Genomic DNA, 20,820 nt, shown 5'->3' with positions numbered 1-20,820 from the left:
AATATATTCTAATGTAACCTAGCTGACATTTTGATACGATAGAACGAAATAAGTTTGTAGTATAAATCTTTAGCTTATGAAAAAGTTTTTGTTACTCTTAGTTGCCTTGTTTATGCTATCGTGTGAAAAAGAAGGCGAATTGACTCGAGAAAACAATAATGTCTCGATTCTTGATGGTGCTGTAGTACAATATACAGGGAGTTTTGAACCCACTTCGGGTGTTAACGCCAGTGGAATGGTGAAAGTGTATTTCGATAATGGCGTGTATAAGGTAGAAATTGAAAATGCAAATGTGTCCTCAGGTCCGGATTTAAAAGTCTATTTGTCAAAATCGGATTCGCCAACACAATATGTCAATCTTGGAAATTTTGCAGGTAATGGAAATAGTGGTTATTTAATTCCTTCTGAAACCAATATAGCAGATTATCCGTATGTGCTTATACATTGTCAGCAATACAATCATTTGTATGCTATTGCTAGACTGACTCCGAATTAACTAACTTAATTAAATAACTATGTTTACCAATTTTAAAATTGCAATTTTTACTTTGATGTATATTTGTATCCAACAGGTTACAGCCCAAGGATGTAGTGATGCCGGATTTTGTTCGGTTGGAAACCCATTCAAAGCAGCTTCTTCTGAAAAAAAGAACTGGATTGAAATAGGAGGCGTCTATGGAATTGGAGAAGAAGACGTAACCATTTTTTCTCCCTATGCTAGTTATACCCGTATGTTTACCGATAAATTTGCGGTAAATGCGAAAGTAACCGCTACAGTGGCGAATGGTAGTTTTGGCACAAGAAGTAATGTGGGTGACGTTTTTCTAACCGGTAATTACAAATTCAATCCTGATGCCAATACTGTGAAATGGTCTGGGCTTCTTGGAATTAAAATTCCTTTAACCTCAGGGAATGACAAAATCAATAATGTATCATTACCAATGCCTTACCAATCCAGTTTGGGTACTTTTGATATTATTGGAGGATTTGAGGCAAGTGTACAAAAATGGGATTTTAATATTGCGGCTCAAATTCCTTTAAACGACAATAAAAATTCTTATTTATCCTCTTTAGCTCCCACAGAGAAATTTGAATCTACTAATTTGTTTCATCGTAAATCCGATGTATTATTTCGATCTACTTACACAATTGTAGTACTCGATGAAAAATTGTCTCTAAAACCCAATATGTTGTTTATATACCATTTAGGAACCGATTCGTATGTGAATCAATTTGGAAACCGTGTTGAAATTGCAGATTCCGAAGGGCTAACTATTAATGGAAACTTAATTGCCAATTATAAGATTGGTGACAATAGTAGTATTGAAACTTCTATCGCAACTCCTTTTGTTGTGAGAGAGGCTAGACCTGATGGTTTAACGAGAGCTTTTACAATAGGATTATCCTTTAAACAGAGTTTTTAATTTTATGGGAAAGTTGAATTTTTTGCTACTATTTGTATCGACAATCACTTTTGGACAAAAAGTGATAAGTGAAGTTGCCTTCAAAGAAAAGAAGCAACCATTGGATATTATTTATCTGCCCAATCAAGACAAGATAGTAATGACTTTGGGTGAAAAGACATCGAAAGTATATGGAAATATTATTACCGATGTATGGTCGTTTGATAAAGAAGGTTTTACACAAAAATTAGTGGCCAATGAAAGATTAGCGAATTGTGTGTTTTCACCCATCGAAACCGCTTTTTTGATTGGTAAATTGCCGGAAAAGAACGAATTTCCAACAGAATATAAATTAATTCTTGATGGAGTGCCAAGTAAGTATTTTGCAATCAATGAACGTTTTAGATACTTTAATGATATTTACGGATTGGATTTTGTAAACCAAAAAGAAAACACAAAAATTGATTTAAAAAATGATGATGTTTTTCTAAAAGTTATCGATTTATTCGAAAGCAAAGTGAGTAAGAACAAGTTGGAAAAACCGGATTTAACGAAGTTAGAGAACAAGACAACCGCAGTTTTTACGGAAGGATTTGATTTTGATGTTCGCATTAATGAAAGTACAATCAGTTTTATAACGAAGTCAATCAATAGTAACTATAAATCGGCCTCAGTCTATAGAACAATTTATGATGTATCCGGAAGTAGGATAGGAGATTTCTCCTATTTAGTGAGTGCGCCAAAATATTTCTTATTGTTGTCAAATAATGGGGGTGGTGTTGTCGATGCCTCCAATGCCAATAAAAGAATAAGTGAATTGGCAGTCAATAATTACTTGGTGGATAAAAATACCGGTAACGTATATGTCTATGGATTATTTGGAAGCGAAGAAAAGGAAATAACCAATACTTCGAATATTCCGATGGGTTTTTATGTTTTTAAGTTTGATCCGAACGGGAAGTTACTTTGGGAATCGCAGCAAGAGGTGAAAGATGTTTCAGGTTTTAATCAAAAGCAGGATGTTTCAAAAATTAATTTTTCAATACGATTAAGAGAAAATGAAGTTTTCTGCAGTATTTTTTCAAAAGAGCGCAATTACCTGGATGTTGTAACCATGAATGATAGTTATGGTGTGAAGAAATCAGAAGCCTTATTAAAATTTACAAAGTCTCAGGATACTGCTTCAAAAGAGGTGGTAAAAGGAGATTTGCGAGATGCGAACTATACCAACTTTAAGTTTGACAAGGATGCATTGTATCTGCTAAACAGTTCACCTGATTTCCAGCAGTATTTGCAAAAAACAAATAAGAATTTAACGCTCAATTATAAAACATACCTTTCCAAAAAAGGATATTGGGTCATTGAATCAGATAATAAAACATTCAGTAAAGTGCTTTTTTTTAATTAAAGTTTTTTAGTTTTTAAAGTTCCTTTTCTAAAGGAACTTTTTTTTACTCATAAACATTTGTTAAGCTTTTTTTGCGATGTCATCTAGCTTACAAATTTGATTTTGATAGCAGTATACATTTGTTGTACTAATTTTAAATTATAGAAAAATGTTAGTTAAGTTTTTAAAAATCAGTTGTTTTGTTTTGCTATTGGGATTGATTTCTCCATTGCAAGCACAAAAAGTAGCGAAACACAAATATTATTCACACACAGACCAAAAAAAACTACAGGTATCAGATGCTGAATGGAAGGCTATTTTATCGGATGATTTGTACTTAGTCTCTAGAAAAGCGAATACCGAAGTAGCTTTTACGGGTAAGTATTGGAATTATACAGGTAAGGGAACCTACTACTGTGCTGCATGCGGAAATACGCTATTTCGTTCGGATGCAAAGTTTGCAAGTTCTTGTGGATGGCCAAGTTTCTTTGAACAGGAAAATAAAAAAAGTATCGTGTTTAAAGAAGATACATCCTATAGTATGAATAGAATTGAAGCATTATGCGGACGTTGTGATGGGCATTTGGGGCATTTGTTTGACGATGGGCCAGAACCGACAGGGAAGCGGTATTGTATGAATTCGATTTCCTTGGATTTTGAACCGGATAGCAAATCAAAATAGCCTAAAGATGAAAAAGTTACTGTATGTGTTGCTATGGTTTCCTGTGGTGCTTTTTGCACAACAATCGAAACCGAAAACGGAAACGATTACTTTGGGAGGAGGTTGTTTTTGGTGTATCGAAGCGGTTTTTGATGGGCTTGATGGCGTTCTTTCTGCTGAGTCGGGTTATTCAGGAAGAAGTAGTCTAAACCCAACGTATGAAGAGGTTTCTACCGGAGCTACTGGTTTTGCCGAAGTGGTTCAGATAAAGTACAATCCTAATAAAACGAATCTGGACGAAATTTTTAAAGTTTTTTTTACGGTTCACGATCCGACACAATTGAATGGTCAAGGCGCAGACAAAGGTTCACAATACCGATCGGTCATTTTTTATGCTAACGAAAGTCAAAAAAGAAGTGCGACAGACCTTATCAACAAATTAAATAGTTCGGGTGCTTACGACTCTAAAATTGTAACCACACTTGAATCGTATAAAGGATTTACCAAAGCAGAAAGTTACCATCAAAATTACTATGAAAAGAACAAGTCCAAAAGTTATTGCCAATATGTGATTCAACCCAAATTGGAAAAGTTTGAAAAGGTATTTAAGGACCGATTAAAAAAGAAAAAGTAGGTTAATATAAATTAGTTCAGTTGGAAAACCAATCTCTGTCATGGAGATTGGTTTTTTTGATTTTTTTAGAGAATAGGAATGCAAAAATCCACACTCATTTTACCTTCCGGATGTTCCTTGTAATTGGTATGATAAATTTCATAAGGATAGGATTTTCTAAATTGATACCCTTTTTCATTCATCCATAAAAATAAACCATTCCATGCTTGTTCAAATTCAGCAAGGGTAATACAATAACTACCTACTATATATTTTCCAGCTGCTAAGGTTTCGGGAAAAATAGCATCTTCTCGTTGAATAGGTTGGTCAACCAACATGCAAGCATTGATTCTGATTTTATCAAGTGGCGTTACTTTGGCACTGTCATGATAAACAGAAATCATTTTGACATTTTCGCTAGGGAATAGATTTTTTGAAATCCCCCAATTGATTACCTTTTCATAGGCTTTTTCTACATTATGCACGCCTATGCTCAATGCTGAAGCAAGATGCATTTCGGGCATTTGTTTCACTACAATTTTTGTGTTTTCCATCATTTTTTGTATTTGTTCAATAGTGTAAATGTAGTGTTCAAAAATGACGGTATTTTGTTCAATATTGCCATTCATTTGTGCAATCTTGCTAAAATGCTCCGGAGCTAATTTTCTGAATTGTGTAGGGGGAATGCCATATTGTTTTTTAAATACTTTTGTGAAAGTAGAATGACTGTTAAAGCCAATTTCCGAATAGATTTCAGTTAGGGATTTGGTTTTGTTTTTGGACAATTGTAATGCTGCTTTTTCGACTTTTTTTCTGACAATATACTCCTGAATGGTTTCGCCGATAATGGCTTTAAATATCCTATGAAAATGATAAGGGGAATAGAGTCCTACTTTTGCAATGGTCTCCAATCTAAGGTCTTCTTGAAGATTGTTTTCAATGTAGTCTAAGACTCTTCGAATCCGTTTACTATGTTCTAAATTTTCCAAACTATTTTTTTGTCTAAAATAAGTAACCTACTAAATATAGTTTTGTTTGGTATTGCTTATTTTTAATTATAGAAAGATAATTCATTGTGTTCGATTTATTGCAGTTTTTTGCTTCGTTAGTGTATAAATGACGCGCACAATCTACCTCAAATCAACCGCAGTTCCGAATCGCTTACTAATCTCACTTTATTACAGTTGCAGTTTTGACAAGGAATACTATGAGTTTTGTTTTAAAAGGCTCAAATTATAAGCTCGGAGGTTAAAATTATAAGCTCGGAGGTTAAAATTATAAGCAAAAAGGTTAAAATTATAGCCTCAAAGGCTCAAATTATAAGCTCGGAGGTTAAAATTATAAGCAAAAAGGTTAAAATTATAACCTCAGAGGTTAAAATTAGAAGCAAAAAGACTCAAATTATAACCTCAAAGACTCCAATTACAATTTATAAGCACAAATCCAATAGCACAATTTGCGCTTTATCGTTGTTTACAATTGCGTTCACACAATCGAATGATTTCCTCGATTCGGTTTTTTCGAGTTGCTTCTCGCTTCGCCTGATTTAGCCAATACAAATAGCTTTTGCGATAGGAATTGCTGAAATTTTGGTAATTCGTAAAAGCAATTGGGTTTGAATCAAATGCCAATTGTAAATCATCAGGAATTTCATGGTTTTCGACAGCATCCAAAGAAGTCCAAGAGCCATTTTGTTTGGCAGTTTCAATTTTCTTCAAGCCACTTTCATGCATTAACCCATCGGCAACAAGTTGTACGATATAGGTTTTATTGAGTTTACTCCACACACTTTTGTCTTTTCGTGGTCCAAAGGCTTGTTTTCTTCGTTCGTCGTCTAATCTCCTAACGGTAGAATCAATCCAGCCATAGCACAATGCCACTTGAACGGCTTCTTCCCAACGCATACTTTCAAATTCAGAATCTACGCGATAGAAAATTAATTCTACACCATTAGAGTCTAAATGATTTTCATGCAGCCATTCACGCCATTCCTGTGCGTTTTTGAAATAGAGTAGGGGTTTGGTCATTTAAGTGGTAGATTTTGTTTTCTCTGTCGCTAGAAAATGGTGAAGGGTTCCTGCTGTAAGCAAAGCAATTGAAATAACCCAAAGATAATATCCCGATTCAAAAGAAATTATTTTTGCCATACTGCCGCTTTCGGCTCCCAAGATTTCTTTCCAAAAACGGAAAGAGGAAGCTAAAAACAACGCTGTCAGGGAAGTTGTAATAGCCAATTTATTGTTGAAAACCAAAAGTAGTATCGTTAATAGACATAGTGGGTTTGCAAACCAAATGATCCATTCCAATACTGCACCACCTAGAATTGCCGTACTACCCATTAGAAAATAATTGAATGATGGGATTGCAACAATTTCTTTAAAATCAATTACAATGCATGTTTGTGTGAGTGAAATGCTAAATAATAGCAAGCTTAAGCCAATTATGACTCCTAATTTCCCTTTTTCTTTCACTTCTATTATTTAATTATCGCGGTACACGCCACTCTGCCACCCGCGTTTCCTGTAGGTTGTGTAGTAAAATCATCACTTCCTTTGTGAACAATAATACTTTTTCCTACGATATTTTTAGTTTCATCATCACAACCAATACACCATTCGTCGGTTTCGAATTTTACGATTGCGTTGCCATTTGCATCGGCAGTGAAGTTTCCAATATCACCTTTGTGGTATTCGGATGAACCCCATTTGCCATGTTTCTTGAAAGTAGGATTCCAATGACCACCAGCAGATGACGCGTCGGGTGCAGAGCAATCCGATTTTTCATGGATATGTATCGCATGTTCTCCGGGGGTTAATCCTTTGATATTGGCTACAAAGGAAACCACTCCGTTTTTTTCAGTAAAAGCAGCCGAGCCGGATACTTGTGTATCGCTTTTGGGTTGCAACATCAATACTAATTCGTTTTTATTGCCTGAAGTTGTTTTACATGCCATGATCAATGCAAAAACGGAAAGACTTATGATGGTTATTTTTTTCATAGTATGTCGTTTAAAGTTTTGTGTTTTTAACCACAAGGTTTTCTTTTAAATAGTGTAAAGCATATGCTTTTATTTCTTTTTCAGATAATCTATCCGATTCGAATTCAATGAAGAGCTGATATTCATCATCATTATGCGAATAGGCAAAACCGTTCACTTTTTTATCATTCTTCGAAAAAGAATACTCCATATAGTTGCCCAATTCTGAATTGTTTTCAGTTGGTTTGACTTTAAAATCGGAATGATTTTTCAGTTGTTTCAGATTTTCTTCAGCCTTTGATTTACTTTCGAAATCATGAACCAATAAGGTAACGTCGTCTTTAAATTTTGAACCAAAACGCAAGGAATCGTCATGCGTATTTTGAAGATAAGCTTCTTTTGGGATTCGTATTTTGGACAATAAATCAACATGCACTAAAGTGTCTTTGTTTAGTTTCTGTATTGAAAACTGATCTAAAAAAATACTGTCAAGAGTACTGATTTTTGTGTACGAATCATTGAATACATCTTCACCTGTTTTGCTGATTTGTTCATTGATCATTCGCAATGACGTACTGATTTGATCCTGATTGCTTTGTACGGAATTGTCATACGAGTTGGATCTCGAACTGTTGGAGCATCGTGTTGCGATGCGAAAAACAGCAAACAAAATCAAGCATACACTTAAAACGATTCTCCAGGGGCTATTATTTTCCATATTAGTCGATTACAATATTTGCAATTGTTTTTCTTTTCGTATTCTGATACCTGTAAATTACTTTAGAGATGTTGTAGGTTTTCTTCATTTCTAATAATTTTTTGACTTTTTCATCTCTTAGCATATTTTCTTTGAGAAAGGCAACTGTTTCTGGATCTCTTAACATAGTTGCAAATTCATCGGGCACTTCAGTAATACATACAAGACTATTCCCTTTGTCCAATTCCATTTTTAATAATTTGGTGTGATCTTGTTCGTTTTCTAATGGTAAACTACTATTGATTGCACCTAGTATTTTTTGTAATTCGGCATTTTTGGATGTGCCAAAACTGATTTCAGAATTCTCTAAGCCTTTGTTTTCAGCCAAAAGTTTATCCATCATTGCTTTATCCAATTTGATTTTTTCAAGGATGAAGTTGTCCAACGAACGGAATGTCAGATTTACAGTAGCACCATCTTTAATCAAATCACCGGCCTGATCCATAACCAAAGCACTTGAAATGGTTTTGGGTAGCATTTTGGCACCGATATCTTCTTTACATTCTTCTTTCTTTAAATTCAGATCAAAATCAATGTCAATAATGATTTCTTCCAAAGCTCTTTCTCCTTGGATTTTGGCTTCGGTTCGGTAAATAAGATCATTTTTGAACATATAGGCAGCTTCGTTGTATTCCCGAACAAAGTCATATCCTTTTTGTATTTTATTTTTGCAACCTGCTACTAGTAACGTAGCAGTAAGTACGAGAGTGAGTAATTTTTTGGAATGCATAAATTTGAATTTGGTTTAGGTAAATTTACTAAATAAAACGAAATCTAGTTTAGATTTTCTATAAAGAAAAAAGCCACAGTAGAATTAACTACTGTGACCTTTCCCACCAAACTAATTAAAATTTAAATTTTAGAAACAGTATTTGTTTTCTGCGATTAATTTAGCAGCGATAGTTTCGCGTAATTGAACCACATTAGGTATGTTTACGTATTTTGTAAAACGACGTAAGCCCATTAACATCATACGTTGTTCGTCACCTTCAGCAAAAGAAACAATTCCTTCTTTACCTTTTTGACTAATGATGTCTACTGCTTGATATAAGTACAATTGAGCCATAGCGATTTGTTCTTTTACGTTTTCTGCACCTTTCGCTTTCGCTAATTTTTCAGTACGTAAAATTCCAGATTCTGCCATGTAGATTTCGATTAACATATCAGAAGCCGCCATCAATAATTGTTGGTGCGCTTCTAAATCCGGACCGTATTTTTGTACAGCTGCTCCGGCAACCATTAAGAATGATTTTTTCAATTTACCGATCAATTCTTTTTCTTCAGCAAATAATTCTGTGTAATCTGGAGTGTCAAAATCAGGAATACCCATTAATTCCTCAGCAACTTTCATTGCAGGGCCTAATAAGTCTACGTGACCTTTCATTGCTTTTTTCACTAACATACCTACAGATAACATACGGTTGATTTCGTTAGTTCCTTCATAGATACGAGCAATACGAGCATCTCTCCAAGCTGATTCCATAGGAGTTTCTTCAGAGAATCCCATACCACCAAAGATTTGGATTCCTTCGTCAGAACAGTTTTGGATATCTTCAGAAACTGCTACTTTTAAGATAGAACATTCGATTGCGAATTCTTCCACACCTTTTAATTCAGCTTCTTGATGAGTAGAACCTTCCGCTTCTCTAGCGTGAATACGATCTTCGATAGATTTTGCAGCACGGTAGGATGCTGATTCACCTACATAAGCATTGGTTGCCATGTTAGCTAATTTAGCTTGAATAGCACCAAAACTTGCGATAGGAGTTTTAAATTGAACTCTCTCAGTAGCATATTTAACTGCTTCTGTAATTGTACGACGTTGTGCATCCAAACAAGCAGCCGCCAATTTGATACGACCAACGTTTAATGCGTTCATTGCAATTTTGAAACCTTCACCACGACCCGCCAACATATTTTCAGCAGGAACTACAGTGTCATTGAAGAATACCTGACGAGTTGAACTTGCACGGATACCTAATTTGTGTTCTTCTTCACCTAAAGTGATTCCGTTAGGGTTTGCAGCATCATACTCAACGATGAAACCAGTAATATTTTTATCATCTTCTATACGAGCAAAAACGATCATTACATTACAGAAACCTGCATTTGAGATCCACATTTTTTGTCCGTTGATTTTGTATGATTTCCCATCAGCAGATAATTCCGCTTTAGTTTTTCCTGAATTCGCATCAGAACCAGCTCCTGGCTCTGTTAAACAGTAAGCACCAAACCATTCACCTGAAGCTAATTTTGGAACGTATTTTAATTTTTGCTCTTCTGATCCGTATAAAGTGATTGGCATTGTACCAATACCTGTATGTGCACCAAAAGCAGTAGAGAATGAACCAGTAGCTCCAGAAATGTAATCACAAGTCAACATTGTGGAAACAAATCCCATTCCTAATCCACCGTAAGCTTCAGGAACAGCTACTCCTAAGAAACCAAGTTCACCCGCTTTACGCATAGTTTCTTCAGTGTAAGCATAGTCTTTTTTCTCAAATCGAACTTTTTCAGCCCATAATTCTTTATCAACGAATTCTTTTACAGAATCGCGCATCATAATTTGTTCTTCCGAAAAATCTTCAGGAGTAAATACGTTTTCGCATTTTGTTTCTTTAACAAGGAATTGACCTCCTCTTGTAATATCTTCCATAATTTTATTTTTTTGATAAAAGAGAAAAGAATAAAGAAAAAAGATTATTCTAATTTAGAAATGAACCCAGAAATCATTTTCTGTAATTCTATAATCTTGTTTTCTAATTCTATCCCTTTTTCATTGGTTATATAATTGTTTTGTAATGCTATTAGTAATTGTGTTTGTAATTCAAAAGAAGAACCAAGGCTAATATTTAGAAAGTGTTTGAAATGAGTGTTTACTCTATTTGATCCTTCTGCAATATTGGAAGGTATTGAAACAGATGCTCTATTCATTTGACTTACTAAACCATACACTTCATTTTTTGGAAAATCTAATGTTATTTTATGTATGTCAGAAGTAATTTCCATCGATAACAACCAAATTTTTAGATTTTTAAAGTTGTGCTTCATAAGTCTTTTCTCTTTCCTCTTTTCTCTTTCCTCTTTAACTTTTTTCTAATTACAATAATTCAAATATACCAGCAGTTCCCTGACCAGTACCCACACACATGGTTACCATTCCGTATTTGTTACCACGACGTTTCATTTCGTCAAATAACTGAACAGAAAGTTTTGCTCCAGTACAACCTAGTGGGTGACCTAAAGCAATAGCTCCACCATTTACGTTGATGATTTCAGGATTTAAGTCTAACTCACGGATTACTGCTAAAGATTGTGCAGCAAATGCTTCGTTTAACTCGAATAACTCGATATCAGAGATTTTTAAACCAGCTTGTTGCACTGCTTTTGGAATTGCTTTTACAGGACCGATACCCATGATTCTTGGTTCAACACCCGCAGAAGCGAAGTTTACCAAACGTGCAATTGGCTCAAGGTTTAATTCTTTTACCATTTCTTCGCTCATGATTAAAACGAAAGCAGCACCATCACTCATTTGGGAAGAGTTACCAGCAGTAACCGAACCATCTGCAGCGAAAACAGGTTTTAAACCAGCTAATGCTTCTACAGAAGTTCCAGCTCTTGGTCCTTCGTCTTTGGTTACAGTGTAGGATTTGGTTTCTTTTTTCCCGGCTTCATTTAAGAAAGTCTGTTCAACAGTGATAGGAGCAATTTGAGCATCAAATTTACCTTCAGCCTGAGCTTTTAAAGCTTTCATGTGTGATTGGTACGCAAACTCATCCTGATCAGCACGAGAAACGTTGAATTGTTTTGCAACAGCTTCAGCCGTTAATCCCATTCCCCAGTAATAATCTTCGTGACCAGCAGCAGCAGCTTTATAATCAGGCGTTGGTTTGTAACCACCCATTGGAATATAACTCATACTTTCGGCTCCACCAGCAATGATACAATGTGCCATTCCCGATTGGATTTTAGCTGTAGCCATACCAATAGTTTCTAATCCTGATGCACAGTAACGGTTTACAGTTACACCCGGAACATCATCTACTTTTAATCCCATTAATGAAATCAAACGACCAACATTAAGTCCTTGTTCTGCTTCCGGCATGGCGTTTCCAACCATTACGTCATCAATTCTTGTTTTGTCAAAACCTGGCAATTGCGCCATCATATATTCGATGGTTTCAGCGGCTAATTCATCAGGTCTTTTGAAACGGAACAATCCTTTTGGTGCTTTACCAACGGCTGTTCTATATCCTTTTACTATATATGCTGTTTTCATATTTTACTTTTTAGAGAAAAGAAGAAAGAGAAAAGATGAAAGAAAATTTCTTTATTCTTGCTTCTTTATTCTTGTTTCTAGTTTCTAAGCGGTTTTCCTTTAGTTAACATAAATTGGATACGTTCCAATGTTTTTCTTTCTGTACAAAGTGATAAAAAAGCTTCTCTTTCGATATCTAACAAGTATTGTTCAGTAACCAATGTAGGTTCAGATAAATCACCACCTGCCATAACGTAAGCTAATTTGTTCGCTATTTTCTGATCATGTTCGGAGATGTATTGACCGGCTACCATTTGATCTGTTCCCACTAAGAACATACCTAAAGCTTGTTTTCCTAATACTTTAATGTCTTTGCGACGTGCTGGTTGTGTATAACCGGCTTCAGCCATTAATAAGGCATGTTTCTTCGCTTCAGCAATTTGACGGTCTTTGTTTACAACTACAACGTCTTTTCCTTTTTGTAAGATGCCTAAATCGAAAGCTTCGTAAGCAGAAGTTGCTACTTTGGCCATACCGATTGTCAAGAAGTATTCTTGAAGCACATTTAATTCAACGTCGTTTTTGCGGAATGTATCAGCAGCACGTAAAGCCATTTCTTTAGAACCACCACCACCAGGGATTACACCAACACCAAATTCTACCAATCCGATGTACGTTTCAGCGGCAGCAACTACTTTATCAGCGTGCATTGAAAGTTCACATCCACCTCCTAATGTCATTCCGTGAGGAGCAGCAATAACTGGAATTGAAGAGTAACGAGCGCGCATCATTGTGTCCTGGAACATTTTGATGGCCATGTTCAACTCATCGTATTCTTGCTCAACCGCCATCATGAAAATCATTCCGATATTCGCACCAACAGAGAAATTAGCGGCTTGGTTACCAATTACTAATCCGTTGTATTCTTTTTCGGCTAAATCGATAGCTTTATTGATTCCTTGAAGAACACCACCACCAATTGTATTCATTTTTGAGTGGAATTCTAAGTTAAGGATTCCGTCACCAATGTTGTGAACAGTGCAATCTGCATTACCCCAAACTTTTTTAGTTTCACGGATATTGTTCAAGATGATAAATGCATCTTGTCCTGGAATTTTAGATTGAGATTTTGAAGCAATGTTGTAGAAATGAGTCGCTCCTTCTTTTACGGTATAGAAAGACGTATTTCCGCTAGCCACCATATCATTAACCCAAGCAGCTGGTTCATAACCTTCTGCTTTCATTAACTCGATACCTTTTTGAACACCAATAGCGTCCCAAATTTCGAAAGGTCCATTTTCCCATCCGAAACCAGCTTTCATGGCATCGTCAATTTTGTAAAATTCGTCTGTAATTTCAGGAACTCTATTCGATACATAAGCAAACATTGAAGAGAACGATTTTCTGTAGAATTCTCCTGCTTTGTCTGTTCCTTTTACTAGTACTTTAAATCTATCAATAGGTTTTTCGATAGTTTTTGTCATTTCAAGTGTTGCAAATGACGCTCTTTTATTAGGACGATATTCTAAAGTGTTTAAGTCTAATGACAGAATATCTTTTCCTTCTTTTTTGTAGAAACCTTGTCCTGTTTTACTTCCTAACCATTTGTTTTCCATCATTTTGTTGATGAAATCAGGCAATTTGAATAATTCGTGTGCTTCGTCGTTTGGACAGTTTTCATAGATTCCATTAGCAACGTGTACTAAAGTATCTAAACCTACTACATCGACTGTGCGGAAAGTTGCTGATTTAGGACGACCAATAACCGGACCAGTTAATTTGTCAACTTCCTCAATCGTTAATCCCATTTCTTTTACTAAATGGAATAAACTTTGGATTCCGAAGATTCCGATTCTGTTTCCAATGAATGCCGGAGTATCTTTAGCTACAACTGAAGTTTTACCTAAGAACTGTTCACCGTAGTTATTCAAGAAATCCAATACTTCTGATGAAGTTTGTGGACCAGGGATAATTTCAAATAATTTCAAATAACGTGCTGGGTTGAAGAAGTGTGTTCCGCAGAAGTGTTTTTGGAAATCTTCACTTCTTCCTTCACTCATGAATTTGATTGGAATACCAGAAGTGTTTGAAGTAATTAAAGTGCCAGGTCTTCTGTGTTGGTCAAGTTGTTCGAAAACTTGTTTTTTAATATCCAAACGTTCTACAACTACTTCGATAATCCAGTCTACATCTTTGACTTTGGTAATATCATCAGTTAAATTCCCTGTTGAGATACGATTTGCAAATTTTTGATCGTAAATAGGAGAGGGCTTCGATTTTAAAGCGGCTGCCAAGCTATCGTTTACGATACGGTTGCGGACTGCTTTATTTTCAAGTGTTAAACCTTTTTTCTGCTCAATTTCGTTAAGTTCGCGAGGAACAATGTCTAGTAATAGAACTTCGACACCGATATTAGCAAAATGACAAGCAATACCTGAACCCATGATACCGGATCCAACTACCGCAACTTTTTTAATAACTCTTTTCATTTTCTAATTCTTCTGGTTGATTGAATATGTTTTTATCTTGAATTAATTCATTGATTATTTCGGCAACTTCCATGAAGTGTAGGATTTTTTCATCCGAAACATGCTTTCTGACACTTTCATTAAATTTAAGAACGGTTTGCTTTGATAATTCACGTTTTTCTTTTCCTTCCTTTGTGAGGTATATTAAAACACCTCTACCATCGGCAGGATTTGGTTTTCTGTAAATTAATCCTTTTTCTTCCATTGATTTCAGCGTTCGGGTTAAACTTGTTGGTTCCATTCCCATGCGACTACTAATGTTAGTTGAAGGTGTACCGTCTTCTTTATCTATACTTAAAAGTGCAAATCCTACAGCCATCGAACCACCATATTTGGTTGCCTCTTCGTTGTACATACGTGATACTGCTTGCCAGGTTGCACGTAATACATAGTCTATAGTTTTATCTTTCATAAATTTGTTCTAGTAAATCAAAAGTAATAAAAAATATTATGCACGCATAATAAATTATGAAAATTTTTATCAGAATTTATAACAAATAAAAAAACTCCCTTTGTTTGAGGGAGTTTTGAAGTGTAATTTTCTATAATTATTTCAGTTTGCCGGAAATTAATCCGATAACTCCACCTACTATTGCAGACATGAATATGTTGATGGCTACATCAAGTAGCATATTTGTTGGGTTGAATGCCATGTTTGAATACATAAAGAAATTCATTGAAAGTCCATAAAAAAATCCAATGATTGCACCCGCTGTAACTCCACTTGTAAACTTTGCAATATGTGCCCATTTGTTAAAAACGAAAGACAATAAGAAGGCATAAGTTAAACAGCCTAAAAAAATAAAAGTAAGATTTTCATTTTCACTTGGTGGATAGATGTTTTTAAATAACATTCCATAAAAAACCCAGCCTAATAAAAAATCGACAATACCGCCTAGAATTCCCCCAATAATAAAATTTTTTAAATTCATCTTTTTTTGTTTTTGGTTAGTAAAGTGAATTTAATAAATTTATTCTAACAAATTGGTTTAGAGGTGTTTATTTTTTATAAAACTTGTTTTGATCTACATCTTTGAGGAATTGAATGACGCCAGGAATATAGGTTTTTTGGTCGTCGTATTGTGAGAGATGACTTCCGTTTGCACAGTATAAAAAGCGGCCATTTTGAACTTCTTTCGACATCCATTCCATGTGTTTTGGATCCATTGTGTCATATTTTGACCCAATGACTAATGTTGGAACAGTAATATTTTTCAATTGATTTCTTACATCCCAATTTTTTAGTGTAGCATCACCGGTTATTCCGAATTCGCTTGGTCCTTGCATATAAATATATACATTCGGGTTTAAATGTTTGAAACAACGGTTAACGGCTTCAGGCCATTCGTTTAGTGGTTTTCTAAGAATATGTTCGGTATAGTAGTATTTAAAAAGTAAATCGGCATACTTTGGATTTTTATAATCCTTGTTTTTTTCAAAATTTTTAATTTGTTCGAATACTTCTTTTGGTAATTGCGGACCTAAGACTTCTTCTGCATATTTATTATATTCTGGCGCACTTGACATCATGTTGGAGATGATCAAGCCTTTTAAATTTTTCTGGTACTTGAAAGCGTATTCCATGGCAAGTATTCCGCCCCAAGATTGTCCTAATAAATAGAAATTATCTTTGTTTAAGCCAAGGGCAATTCTGACTTGTTCAACTTCTTCTACAAAACGTTCGTTGGTCCACAAACGATTATCGTTAGGTTGATCACTGTAATAGGAACCTAATTGATCGTAATAGATGTATTCGATACTTTCGTTAGGGAAATAGCCATCAAAGCATTCGTACAATTCGTGTGTTACGCCTGGTCCACCATGAAGTAATAAAACTTTTATTTTTGGATTGTTACCAATGCGTTTTGTCCAAACTTTGAATTCGCCAGCAGGAGTTTTTATTGGAATCATTTTAATTCCTCCTGTGGCTTGGTCGTCTCTTTGGGAGAAACTGAAGTAGTTGTCCTTAATGTTGTCTTCTTTGTTTTTACAACCCAACAAAAGTATAGTGATAAGCGAAAAACAAAGAAGCAAATTAAGTTTCATAACGTTATATTTTAGTTATATATTCTATCGTAAAGTCCTTTGTATTTTTCAAGAACTACTTTACGTTTCAGTTTTAGGGTAGGAGTAAGTTGTCCGCCATCAATTGACCAAATATCAGGAGTTAATTCAAATCTCTTGATTTTTTCCCAATTTCCGAATTTGGTATTGAAAGTATCAATTTCTTGTTGGATTCTTTCAATGACCGCTTTGTTTTCTACAATTTCTTCGTTGGTTTTTCCGATTTCGATTTTATGAATAGCAGCCCATTCCTTTATAAAATCAAAGCTTGGCTGAATCAATGCACCAGGCATTTTCTGACCGTCACCAATTACCATAATTTGTTCAATAAAACGGGATTGTTTCATAGTGTTTTCCAAAAGCTGTGGAGCAATGTATTTTCCACCTGATGTTTTGAACATTTCCTTTTTACGGTCTGTAATTCGTAAGAAACCTTCGTTGTCAAATTCACCAATATCACCTGTATGGAAATAGCCGTCAGTTATAACTTCACTGGTTAATTTTTCATCTTTGTAATAGCCCATCATTACATTAGGTCCTTTACAAAGTATTTCACCATCTTCAGCAATTTTAACTTCAACGTTGTCAATTACTTTTCCAACGGTGCCCACTTTAAAACCTTTATTTCGTTGGTCGTTAACGGTGATAACGGGAGAAGTTTCGGTTAAACCGTATCCTTCCATGATTGGAATTCCTGCTGCCGCAAAAACGCGTGTTAGTCTTGGTTGTAAAGCAGCACTTCCTGAAACCATCATATCTAGGTTACCGCCTAGTCCTTCCTGCCATTTACTGAAAATTAATTTTCGGGCTATTTTTAATTGAAATTCGTACCAAAAACCATTGGCTCCGTAAGGTTCGTAGCGTAAGCCTAAATCAATTGCCCAAAAGAATAACTTCTTTTTCAGGCCACTTAATTCAGTTCCTTTTTGATATATTTTGTCATAAACCTTTTCCAGAAGTCTTGGAACGGCTGACATTACATTAGGTTTAACTTCTTTTATATTGTCACTTAACTTTTCGATTGACTCACCGAAATAAATTGAAACGCCATAATATTGGTACAAATACAATATCATACGCTCAAAAATGTGACAAACAGGTAAAAAACTCAATGCTCTGTTTTTGCCAGCTGCAAAAGGAATTCTGCTCGAGCTGTCAATTACATTGGAGACAATGTTACTGTGAGATAACATTACCCCTTTAGGTTTTCCGGTAGTTCCCGAAGTGTAGATAATGGTGGCTAAATCATTTGGATGAACGCTATTTTTACGTTCTTCAACTTCGTCTTGATTGGAAGTGTCTGCGCCAAGTGTTACTAATTCTGACCAATGTGCCTCACCTGCGATTTCGTTAAAAGTAAATACTTTAGTTAACGATGGAACATTTTGCTTGATAGCATTTAATTTGTTCAATACTTCGATATCTGAGACAAAACAAAATTTAGATTCTGAATGATTTAAAATGTATTCGTAATCTTCTTGTGAAATTGTCGGATAAATTGGCACTGTTTGTGCTCCCGTCTGTAAAGCGCCGATATCCATAATATTCCACTCCGTTCGATTGTTGGATGAAATTATGGCGATTTTATCGTTTTTTTGAATTCCAAGTCGTAGAAGCGCTCTTGAAACTGCATTGGCTTTGTCAATATATTCCTGTGTGGACGTTTTAACCCAAACTCCGTCGTATTTTGTTACTAAGGCATCCGGTTTATTTTGTTTATCTAATTGATAATAAGGAAAATCAAATAATCGAGTAATTTTGGTCATTATGGTGTTCGCTATATAATTGGGATTGCAAAGTAAAAAAATTTAACAAGAATGACAATTTTTTATCATTTTTTAAAATCGAGTGATGCAGAATTAACACAAAAACGCTTTCCTGTTTTGGTGGGTCCATCGTCAAAAATGTGTCCTAAATGGCCACCACATTTTGCACATAAAATTTCAGTCCTAACCATCCCGGCAGTTAAGTCTTTCTTGTATTCTATTTTGCCTGGAATAGCTTCGTCGAAAGAAGGCCATCCGCAATGGGATTCAAATTTAGAATCGCTTGTGAACAAAGGCTCACTGCAGCCTCCACACACATAAGTTCCTTTTTCAAAGTGAAGATTGTACTCTCCAGTATGTGAATATTCTGTTCCTTTTTCTCTTAGAATTCTATAGCGTTCTGGACCCAATTGTTCTTTCCATTCAGCGTCACTTTTTTCTACTGCGTATTTCATGGTTTTGATTTCTTTTTTAGAAGTTGTTTTTTTTTCCTGGCCTTGACACGATGAAACAAACAGGAAAACCAATAGGACGGTGTATTTTAAAATGTTAATCATAAATAAATGATATTGATTTGTTAATAACTGTTGTGTCGCCTAAAATCTTCCGATGACCTAATTTTTGAGTTATGAAAAGTTCTCCGTTGGGAAGATTTTTATGAATGTTTCTACCGCAAAAAACAGGAACTTCATAATCATTTTCATCATGGATAACCAATGTTGGAATCACAACATTTTTAGCAGCTTCATGTGCCGCATAGCTTTCCATAGGTTCGCCGAATTTTTTTTCAAAATGATCTTTCATTTTTTCCGCAATGATTGGATTCAATCTCAATTTTGAAACGAAATCTTTAAGTATGTCAATGATTTTGTCACCGCTTCCAATCACAATTAATTTCTTTATGTTGAGTCCTTGCTTTACCGAATTTAATAATGACATGCCTCCTAATGAATGTCCGATAGCGAATTCAAATGGGCCGTATTTTTTTTCCAATTCTAAAATCGATGCAATAAATTCAGGCATCAATGTTGTCGATGTGGTTGATTTTCCATGGGCGGGAGCATCAAAACTTATTGTCGAATACCCTTTTTTTATTAATTCGTCTGCAAATTTCACTAGCTGTGTTCCTCTTCCAGACCAACCATGAACCAATAGTACCTTTTTGTTACTGTTTCCATAATGATAGGTTACTATTTCTTTATTAATTTTAGCAATCATCACCTTTTCCTGTTTGGCATTAGCCTCCATTTCATGTTCACGTTTTGGCACTTTGTGTTTTATAGGTGTCGTGAAAATCCTAGCTCCAATTTTGGTTACTAAATCTTTTGAAAAAAATTGGACGAACTGTAATGTGTATATCAATGGTTTAGGGACTTCGATACCCTGATTTTTTTTTGGTTTCAAAATTTTTTACTTTAAATCGTATGCAATTTAATGGTTTTTTGTCGTTTGGTATAGAATTTGAATCTTAAAATTATGATAAAATTCGTTCAGATTTTGTAAAAAGGAATGAATGAAAAGTAGTAATTTTACGTATAATAACAACAAACATTTAACTAAGATGAAAAGAATAGTCGTTTCAATTGGACTTTTGGCTTTGGTGTATTCCTGTGCTACTAATCCGTTTACAGGAAAGCAAACATTAGCCTTGGTTCCCGATAGTCAGATTTTTCCAATGTCATTCCAACAATATAGCCAGTTTTTATCTGAAAATAAAGTGGTAACCGGAACCAAAGATGCACAAAGGGTAGAGGCGGTAGCCAATAAGATTAAAGTAGCTGCCGAACGTTGGTTAACAGCAAATGGAAATGTAGATTATTTGAAAGATTATAAATGGGAATATAAATTGGTTGACAGTAAGGAAGTCAATGCTTGGTGTATGCCTGGTGGTAAAATTGTAGTATATACCGGAATTTTACCCATCACTAAAGACGATGCTGGTTTAGCTGCAGTTTTAGGTCATGAGGTGGCTCACGCATTGGCGAATCACGGACAACAACGTATGAGTGCCGGATTATTACAACAGGCTGGAGCTGTTGGTGTTGCTGTAGCTACAGGAAATAAGACAGAACAAGAGCAACAGCAATTTATGCAATATTATGGGTTAGCAAGTCAAGTAGGAGGAATGTTACCATTTAGCAGAGCCCATGAAACGCAAGCGGATCAAATTGGATTGCTATTGATGACTATTGCAGGATATGCGCCCGAAAATGCAGTATCCGTTTGGGAAAGAATGTCAGCACAATCTGGTGGACAAGCGCCACCTGAATTTTTAAGCACTCACCCAAGTAACCAAACTCGTATTGATAATATCAAATCATGGATTCCTGGAATTAAAGCTGAGGCTGCAAAATTTAATTCCTCTGTGAAATAAGAAAAAAAGTGTATTTTCGAAGTCCCTTA

General features: G+C 35.2%; 22 protein-coding genes. 6 read left to right on the top strand and 16 right to left on the bottom strand.

The genetic code is table 11. From position 1 onward, the window contains the following. The first annotated feature begins 76 nt into the window (after window positions 1-76). The 5 genes from ACS8MM_RS04380 to msrA all read left to right on the top strand — a co-directional run bounded on the left by ACS8MM_RS04380 (window position 77) and on the right by msrA (window position 4,085). A complete protein-coding gene (locus ACS8MM_RS04380) occupies window positions 77-496 on the top strand; it encodes a DM13 domain-containing protein (protein WP_379713444.1) in 420 nt (139 codons plus the stop codon). Window positions 497-515: 19 nt separating this feature from the next. Next, entirely contained in the window at window positions 516-1,424 is a 909-nt protein-coding gene (locus ACS8MM_RS04375) for a hypothetical protein (protein ID WP_379713441.1), read from the top strand. Window positions 1,425-1,428: 4 nt separating this feature from the next. Beyond that, window positions 1,429-2,811: a hypothetical protein gene (locus tag ACS8MM_RS04370; RefSeq protein ID WP_379713439.1), complete on the top strand. Its 1,383-nt coding sequence runs from the start codon at window positions 1,429-1,431 to the stop codon at window positions 2,809-2,811. 148 nt (window positions 2,812-2,959) lie between these two features. Beyond that, on the top strand, window positions 2,960-3,472 hold the full coding sequence (msrB, locus tag ACS8MM_RS04365; RefSeq protein ID WP_379713436.1) for a peptide-methionine (R)-S-oxide reductase MsrB: 513 nt from the start codon (window positions 2,960-2,962) through the stop codon (window positions 3,470-3,472). 7 nt (window positions 3,473-3,479) lie between these two features. Beyond that, complete coding sequence (gene msrA, locus ACS8MM_RS04360; protein WP_379713433.1) at window positions 3,480-4,085, top strand: peptide-methionine (S)-S-oxide reductase MsrA; 606 nt, start codon at window positions 3,480-3,482, stop codon at window positions 4,083-4,085. A 65-nt stretch (window positions 4,086-4,150) separates the two neighbouring features. On the opposite strand, the gene ACS8MM_RS04355 is transcribed toward msrA, so the two are convergent. The 16 genes from ACS8MM_RS04355 to ACS8MM_RS04280 all read right to left on the bottom strand — a co-directional run bounded on the left by ACS8MM_RS04355 (window position 4,151) and on the right by ACS8MM_RS04280 (window position 19,821). After that, entirely contained in the window at window positions 4,151-5,053 is a 903-nt protein-coding gene (locus ACS8MM_RS04355) for an AraC family transcriptional regulator (RefSeq protein ID WP_379713431.1), read from the bottom strand. Between the two features lie 474 nt (window positions 5,054-5,527). Beyond that, on the bottom strand, window positions 5,528-6,091 hold the full coding sequence (locus tag ACS8MM_RS04350) for a YdeI/OmpD-associated family protein (RefSeq protein ID WP_379713428.1): 564 nt from the start codon (window positions 6,089-6,091) through the stop codon (window positions 5,528-5,530). Further along, complete coding sequence (locus ACS8MM_RS04345) at window positions 6,092-6,535, bottom strand: hypothetical protein (protein ID WP_379713426.1); 444 nt, start codon at window positions 6,533-6,535, stop codon at window positions 6,092-6,094. It abuts the gene before it with no gap. Between the two features lie 5 nt (window positions 6,536-6,540). Then, window positions 6,541-7,062, bottom strand: a complete 522-nt coding sequence (locus ACS8MM_RS04340; protein WP_379713424.1) for a superoxide dismutase family protein — start codon at window positions 7,060-7,062, stop codon at window positions 6,541-6,543. A gap of 10 nt (window positions 7,063-7,072) precedes the next feature. Beyond that, window positions 7,073-7,759, bottom strand: coding sequence for a hypothetical protein (locus ACS8MM_RS04335; protein ID WP_379713422.1), 687 nt, complete (start codon window positions 7,757-7,759; stop codon window positions 7,073-7,075). A gap of 1 nt (window position 7,760) precedes the next feature. Further along, window positions 7,761-8,528, bottom strand: coding sequence for a hypothetical protein (locus ACS8MM_RS04330; RefSeq protein ID WP_379713420.1), 768 nt, complete (start codon window positions 8,526-8,528; stop codon window positions 7,761-7,763). A 129-nt stretch (window positions 8,529-8,657) separates the two neighbouring features. After that, on the bottom strand, window positions 8,658-10,454 hold the full coding sequence (locus ACS8MM_RS04325; protein ID WP_379713418.1) for an acyl-CoA dehydrogenase family protein: 1,797 nt from the start codon (window positions 10,452-10,454) through the stop codon (window positions 8,658-8,660). A 44-nt stretch (window positions 10,455-10,498) separates the two neighbouring features. After that, window positions 10,499-10,849 carry a four helix bundle protein gene (locus tag ACS8MM_RS04320; protein ID WP_379713415.1) on the bottom strand — a complete coding sequence of 117 codons (351 nt, stop codon included), beginning with the start codon at window positions 10,847-10,849 and terminating at the stop codon, window positions 10,499-10,501. Window positions 10,850-10,898: 49 nt separating this feature from the next. Beyond that, window positions 10,899-12,080, bottom strand: coding sequence for an acetyl-CoA C-acyltransferase (locus tag ACS8MM_RS04315; protein WP_250597459.1), 1,182 nt, complete (start codon window positions 12,078-12,080; stop codon window positions 10,899-10,901). Window positions 12,081-12,157: 77 nt separating this feature from the next. Continuing rightward, a complete protein-coding gene (locus ACS8MM_RS04310) occupies window positions 12,158-14,548 on the bottom strand; it encodes a 3-hydroxyacyl-CoA dehydrogenase/enoyl-CoA hydratase family protein (protein ID WP_379713413.1) in 2,391 nt (796 codons plus the stop codon). Further along, window positions 14,532-14,999, bottom strand: a complete 468-nt coding sequence (locus ACS8MM_RS04305; RefSeq protein WP_379713410.1) for a MarR family winged helix-turn-helix transcriptional regulator — start codon at window positions 14,997-14,999, stop codon at window positions 14,532-14,534. Before ACS8MM_RS04305 ends, ACS8MM_RS04310 begins: the two co-directional genes overlap by 17 nt. Before the next feature lie 136 nt (window positions 15,000-15,135). Beyond that, a complete protein-coding gene (locus tag ACS8MM_RS04300) occupies window positions 15,136-15,519 on the bottom strand; it encodes a hypothetical protein (protein WP_379713407.1) in 384 nt (127 codons plus the stop codon). Window positions 15,520-15,586: 67 nt separating this feature from the next. Beyond that, entirely contained in the window at window positions 15,587-16,633 is a 1,047-nt protein-coding gene (locus ACS8MM_RS04295; protein ID WP_379713404.1) for a proline iminopeptidase-family hydrolase, read from the bottom strand. Between the two features lie 11 nt (window positions 16,634-16,644). Continuing rightward, a complete protein-coding gene (locus tag ACS8MM_RS04290; RefSeq protein ID WP_379713401.1) occupies window positions 16,645-18,417 on the bottom strand; it encodes an AMP-dependent synthetase/ligase in 1,773 nt (590 codons plus the stop codon). 65 nt (window positions 18,418-18,482) lie between these two features. After that, a complete protein-coding gene (msrB, locus tag ACS8MM_RS04285) occupies window positions 18,483-18,872 on the bottom strand; it encodes a peptide-methionine (R)-S-oxide reductase MsrB (protein WP_379714994.1) in 390 nt (129 codons plus the stop codon). Between the two features lie 94 nt (window positions 18,873-18,966). After that, complete coding sequence (locus ACS8MM_RS04280) at window positions 18,967-19,821, bottom strand: alpha/beta fold hydrolase (protein ID WP_379713398.1); 855 nt, start codon at window positions 19,819-19,821, stop codon at window positions 18,967-18,969. Between the two features lie 157 nt (window positions 19,822-19,978). Between ACS8MM_RS04280 and ACS8MM_RS04275 the strand changes: the two genes are divergently transcribed. Further along, the gene (locus ACS8MM_RS04275; RefSeq protein ID WP_379713396.1) at window positions 19,979-20,791 is read left to right on the top strand and encodes a M48 family metallopeptidase; all 813 of its coding nucleotides are present in this window, start codon (window positions 19,979-19,981) and stop codon (window positions 20,789-20,791) included. Window positions 20,792-20,820 lie beyond the last annotated feature (29 nt).

Source organism: Flavobacterium sp. MAHUQ-57 (assembly GCF_051908335.1).
Classification (GTDB): domain Bacteria; phylum Bacteroidota; class Bacteroidia; order Flavobacteriales; family Flavobacteriaceae; genus Flavobacterium.
This window is presented reverse-complemented; position numbering and strand designations above follow the sequence as displayed.

Coding starts and splice junctions, on each gene's coding strand:
- ACS8MM_RS04305 (WP_379713410.1), bottom strand. CDS start 14,999: ATGAAAGATAAAACTATAGACTATGTATTACGTGCAACCTGGCAAGCA.
- ACS8MM_RS04335 (WP_379713422.1), bottom strand. CDS start 7,759: ATGGAAAATAATAGCCCCTGGAGAATCGTTTTAAGTGTATGCTTGATT.
- ACS8MM_RS04325 (WP_379713418.1), bottom strand. CDS start 10,454: ATGGAAGATATTACAAGAGGAGGTCAATTCCTTGTTAAAGAAACAAAA.
- msrB (WP_379713436.1), top strand. CDS start 2,960: ATGTTAGTTAAGTTTTTAAAAATCAGTTGTTTTGTTTTGCTATTGGGA.
- ACS8MM_RS04295 (WP_379713404.1), bottom strand. CDS start 16,633: ATGAAACTTAATTTGCTTCTTTGTTTTTCGCTTATCACTATACTTTTG.
- ACS8MM_RS04375 (WP_379713441.1), top strand. CDS start 516: ATGTTTACCAATTTTAAAATTGCAATTTTTACTTTGATGTATATTTGT.
- ACS8MM_RS04370 (WP_379713439.1), top strand. CDS start 1,429: ATGGGAAAGTTGAATTTTTTGCTACTATTTGTATCGACAATCACTTTT.
- ACS8MM_RS04300 (WP_379713407.1), bottom strand. CDS start 15,519: ATGAATTTAAAAAATTTTATTATTGGGGGAATTCTAGGCGGTATTGTC.
- ACS8MM_RS04320 (WP_379713415.1), bottom strand. CDS start 10,849: ATGAAGCACAACTTTAAAAATCTAAAAATTTGGTTGTTATCGATGGAA.
- ACS8MM_RS04290 (WP_379713401.1), bottom strand. CDS start 18,417: ATGACCAAAATTACTCGATTATTTGATTTTCCTTATTATCAATTAGAT.
- msrB (WP_379714994.1), bottom strand. CDS start 18,872: ATGAAATACGCAGTAGAAAAAAGTGACGCTGAATGGAAAGAACAATTG.
- ACS8MM_RS04275 (WP_379713396.1), top strand. CDS start 19,979: ATGAAAAGAATAGTCGTTTCAATTGGACTTTTGGCTTTGGTGTATTCC.
- ACS8MM_RS04330 (WP_379713420.1), bottom strand. CDS start 8,528: ATGCATTCCAAAAAATTACTCACTCTCGTACTTACTGCTACGTTACTA.
- ACS8MM_RS04315 (WP_250597459.1), bottom strand. CDS start 12,080: ATGAAAACAGCATATATAGTAAAAGGATATAGAACAGCCGTTGGTAAA.
- ACS8MM_RS04380 (WP_379713444.1), top strand. CDS start 77: ATGAAAAAGTTTTTGTTACTCTTAGTTGCCTTGTTTATGCTATCGTGT.
- ACS8MM_RS04340 (WP_379713424.1), bottom strand. CDS start 7,062: ATGAAAAAAATAACCATCATAAGTCTTTCCGTTTTTGCATTGATCATG.
- ACS8MM_RS04310 (WP_379713413.1), bottom strand. CDS start 14,548: ATGAAAAGAGTTATTAAAAAAGTTGCGGTAGTTGGATCCGGTATCATG.
- msrA (WP_379713433.1), top strand. CDS start 3,480: ATGAAAAAGTTACTGTATGTGTTGCTATGGTTTCCTGTGGTGCTTTTT.
- ACS8MM_RS04350 (WP_379713428.1), bottom strand. CDS start 6,091: ATGACCAAACCCCTACTCTATTTCAAAAACGCACAGGAATGGCGTGAA.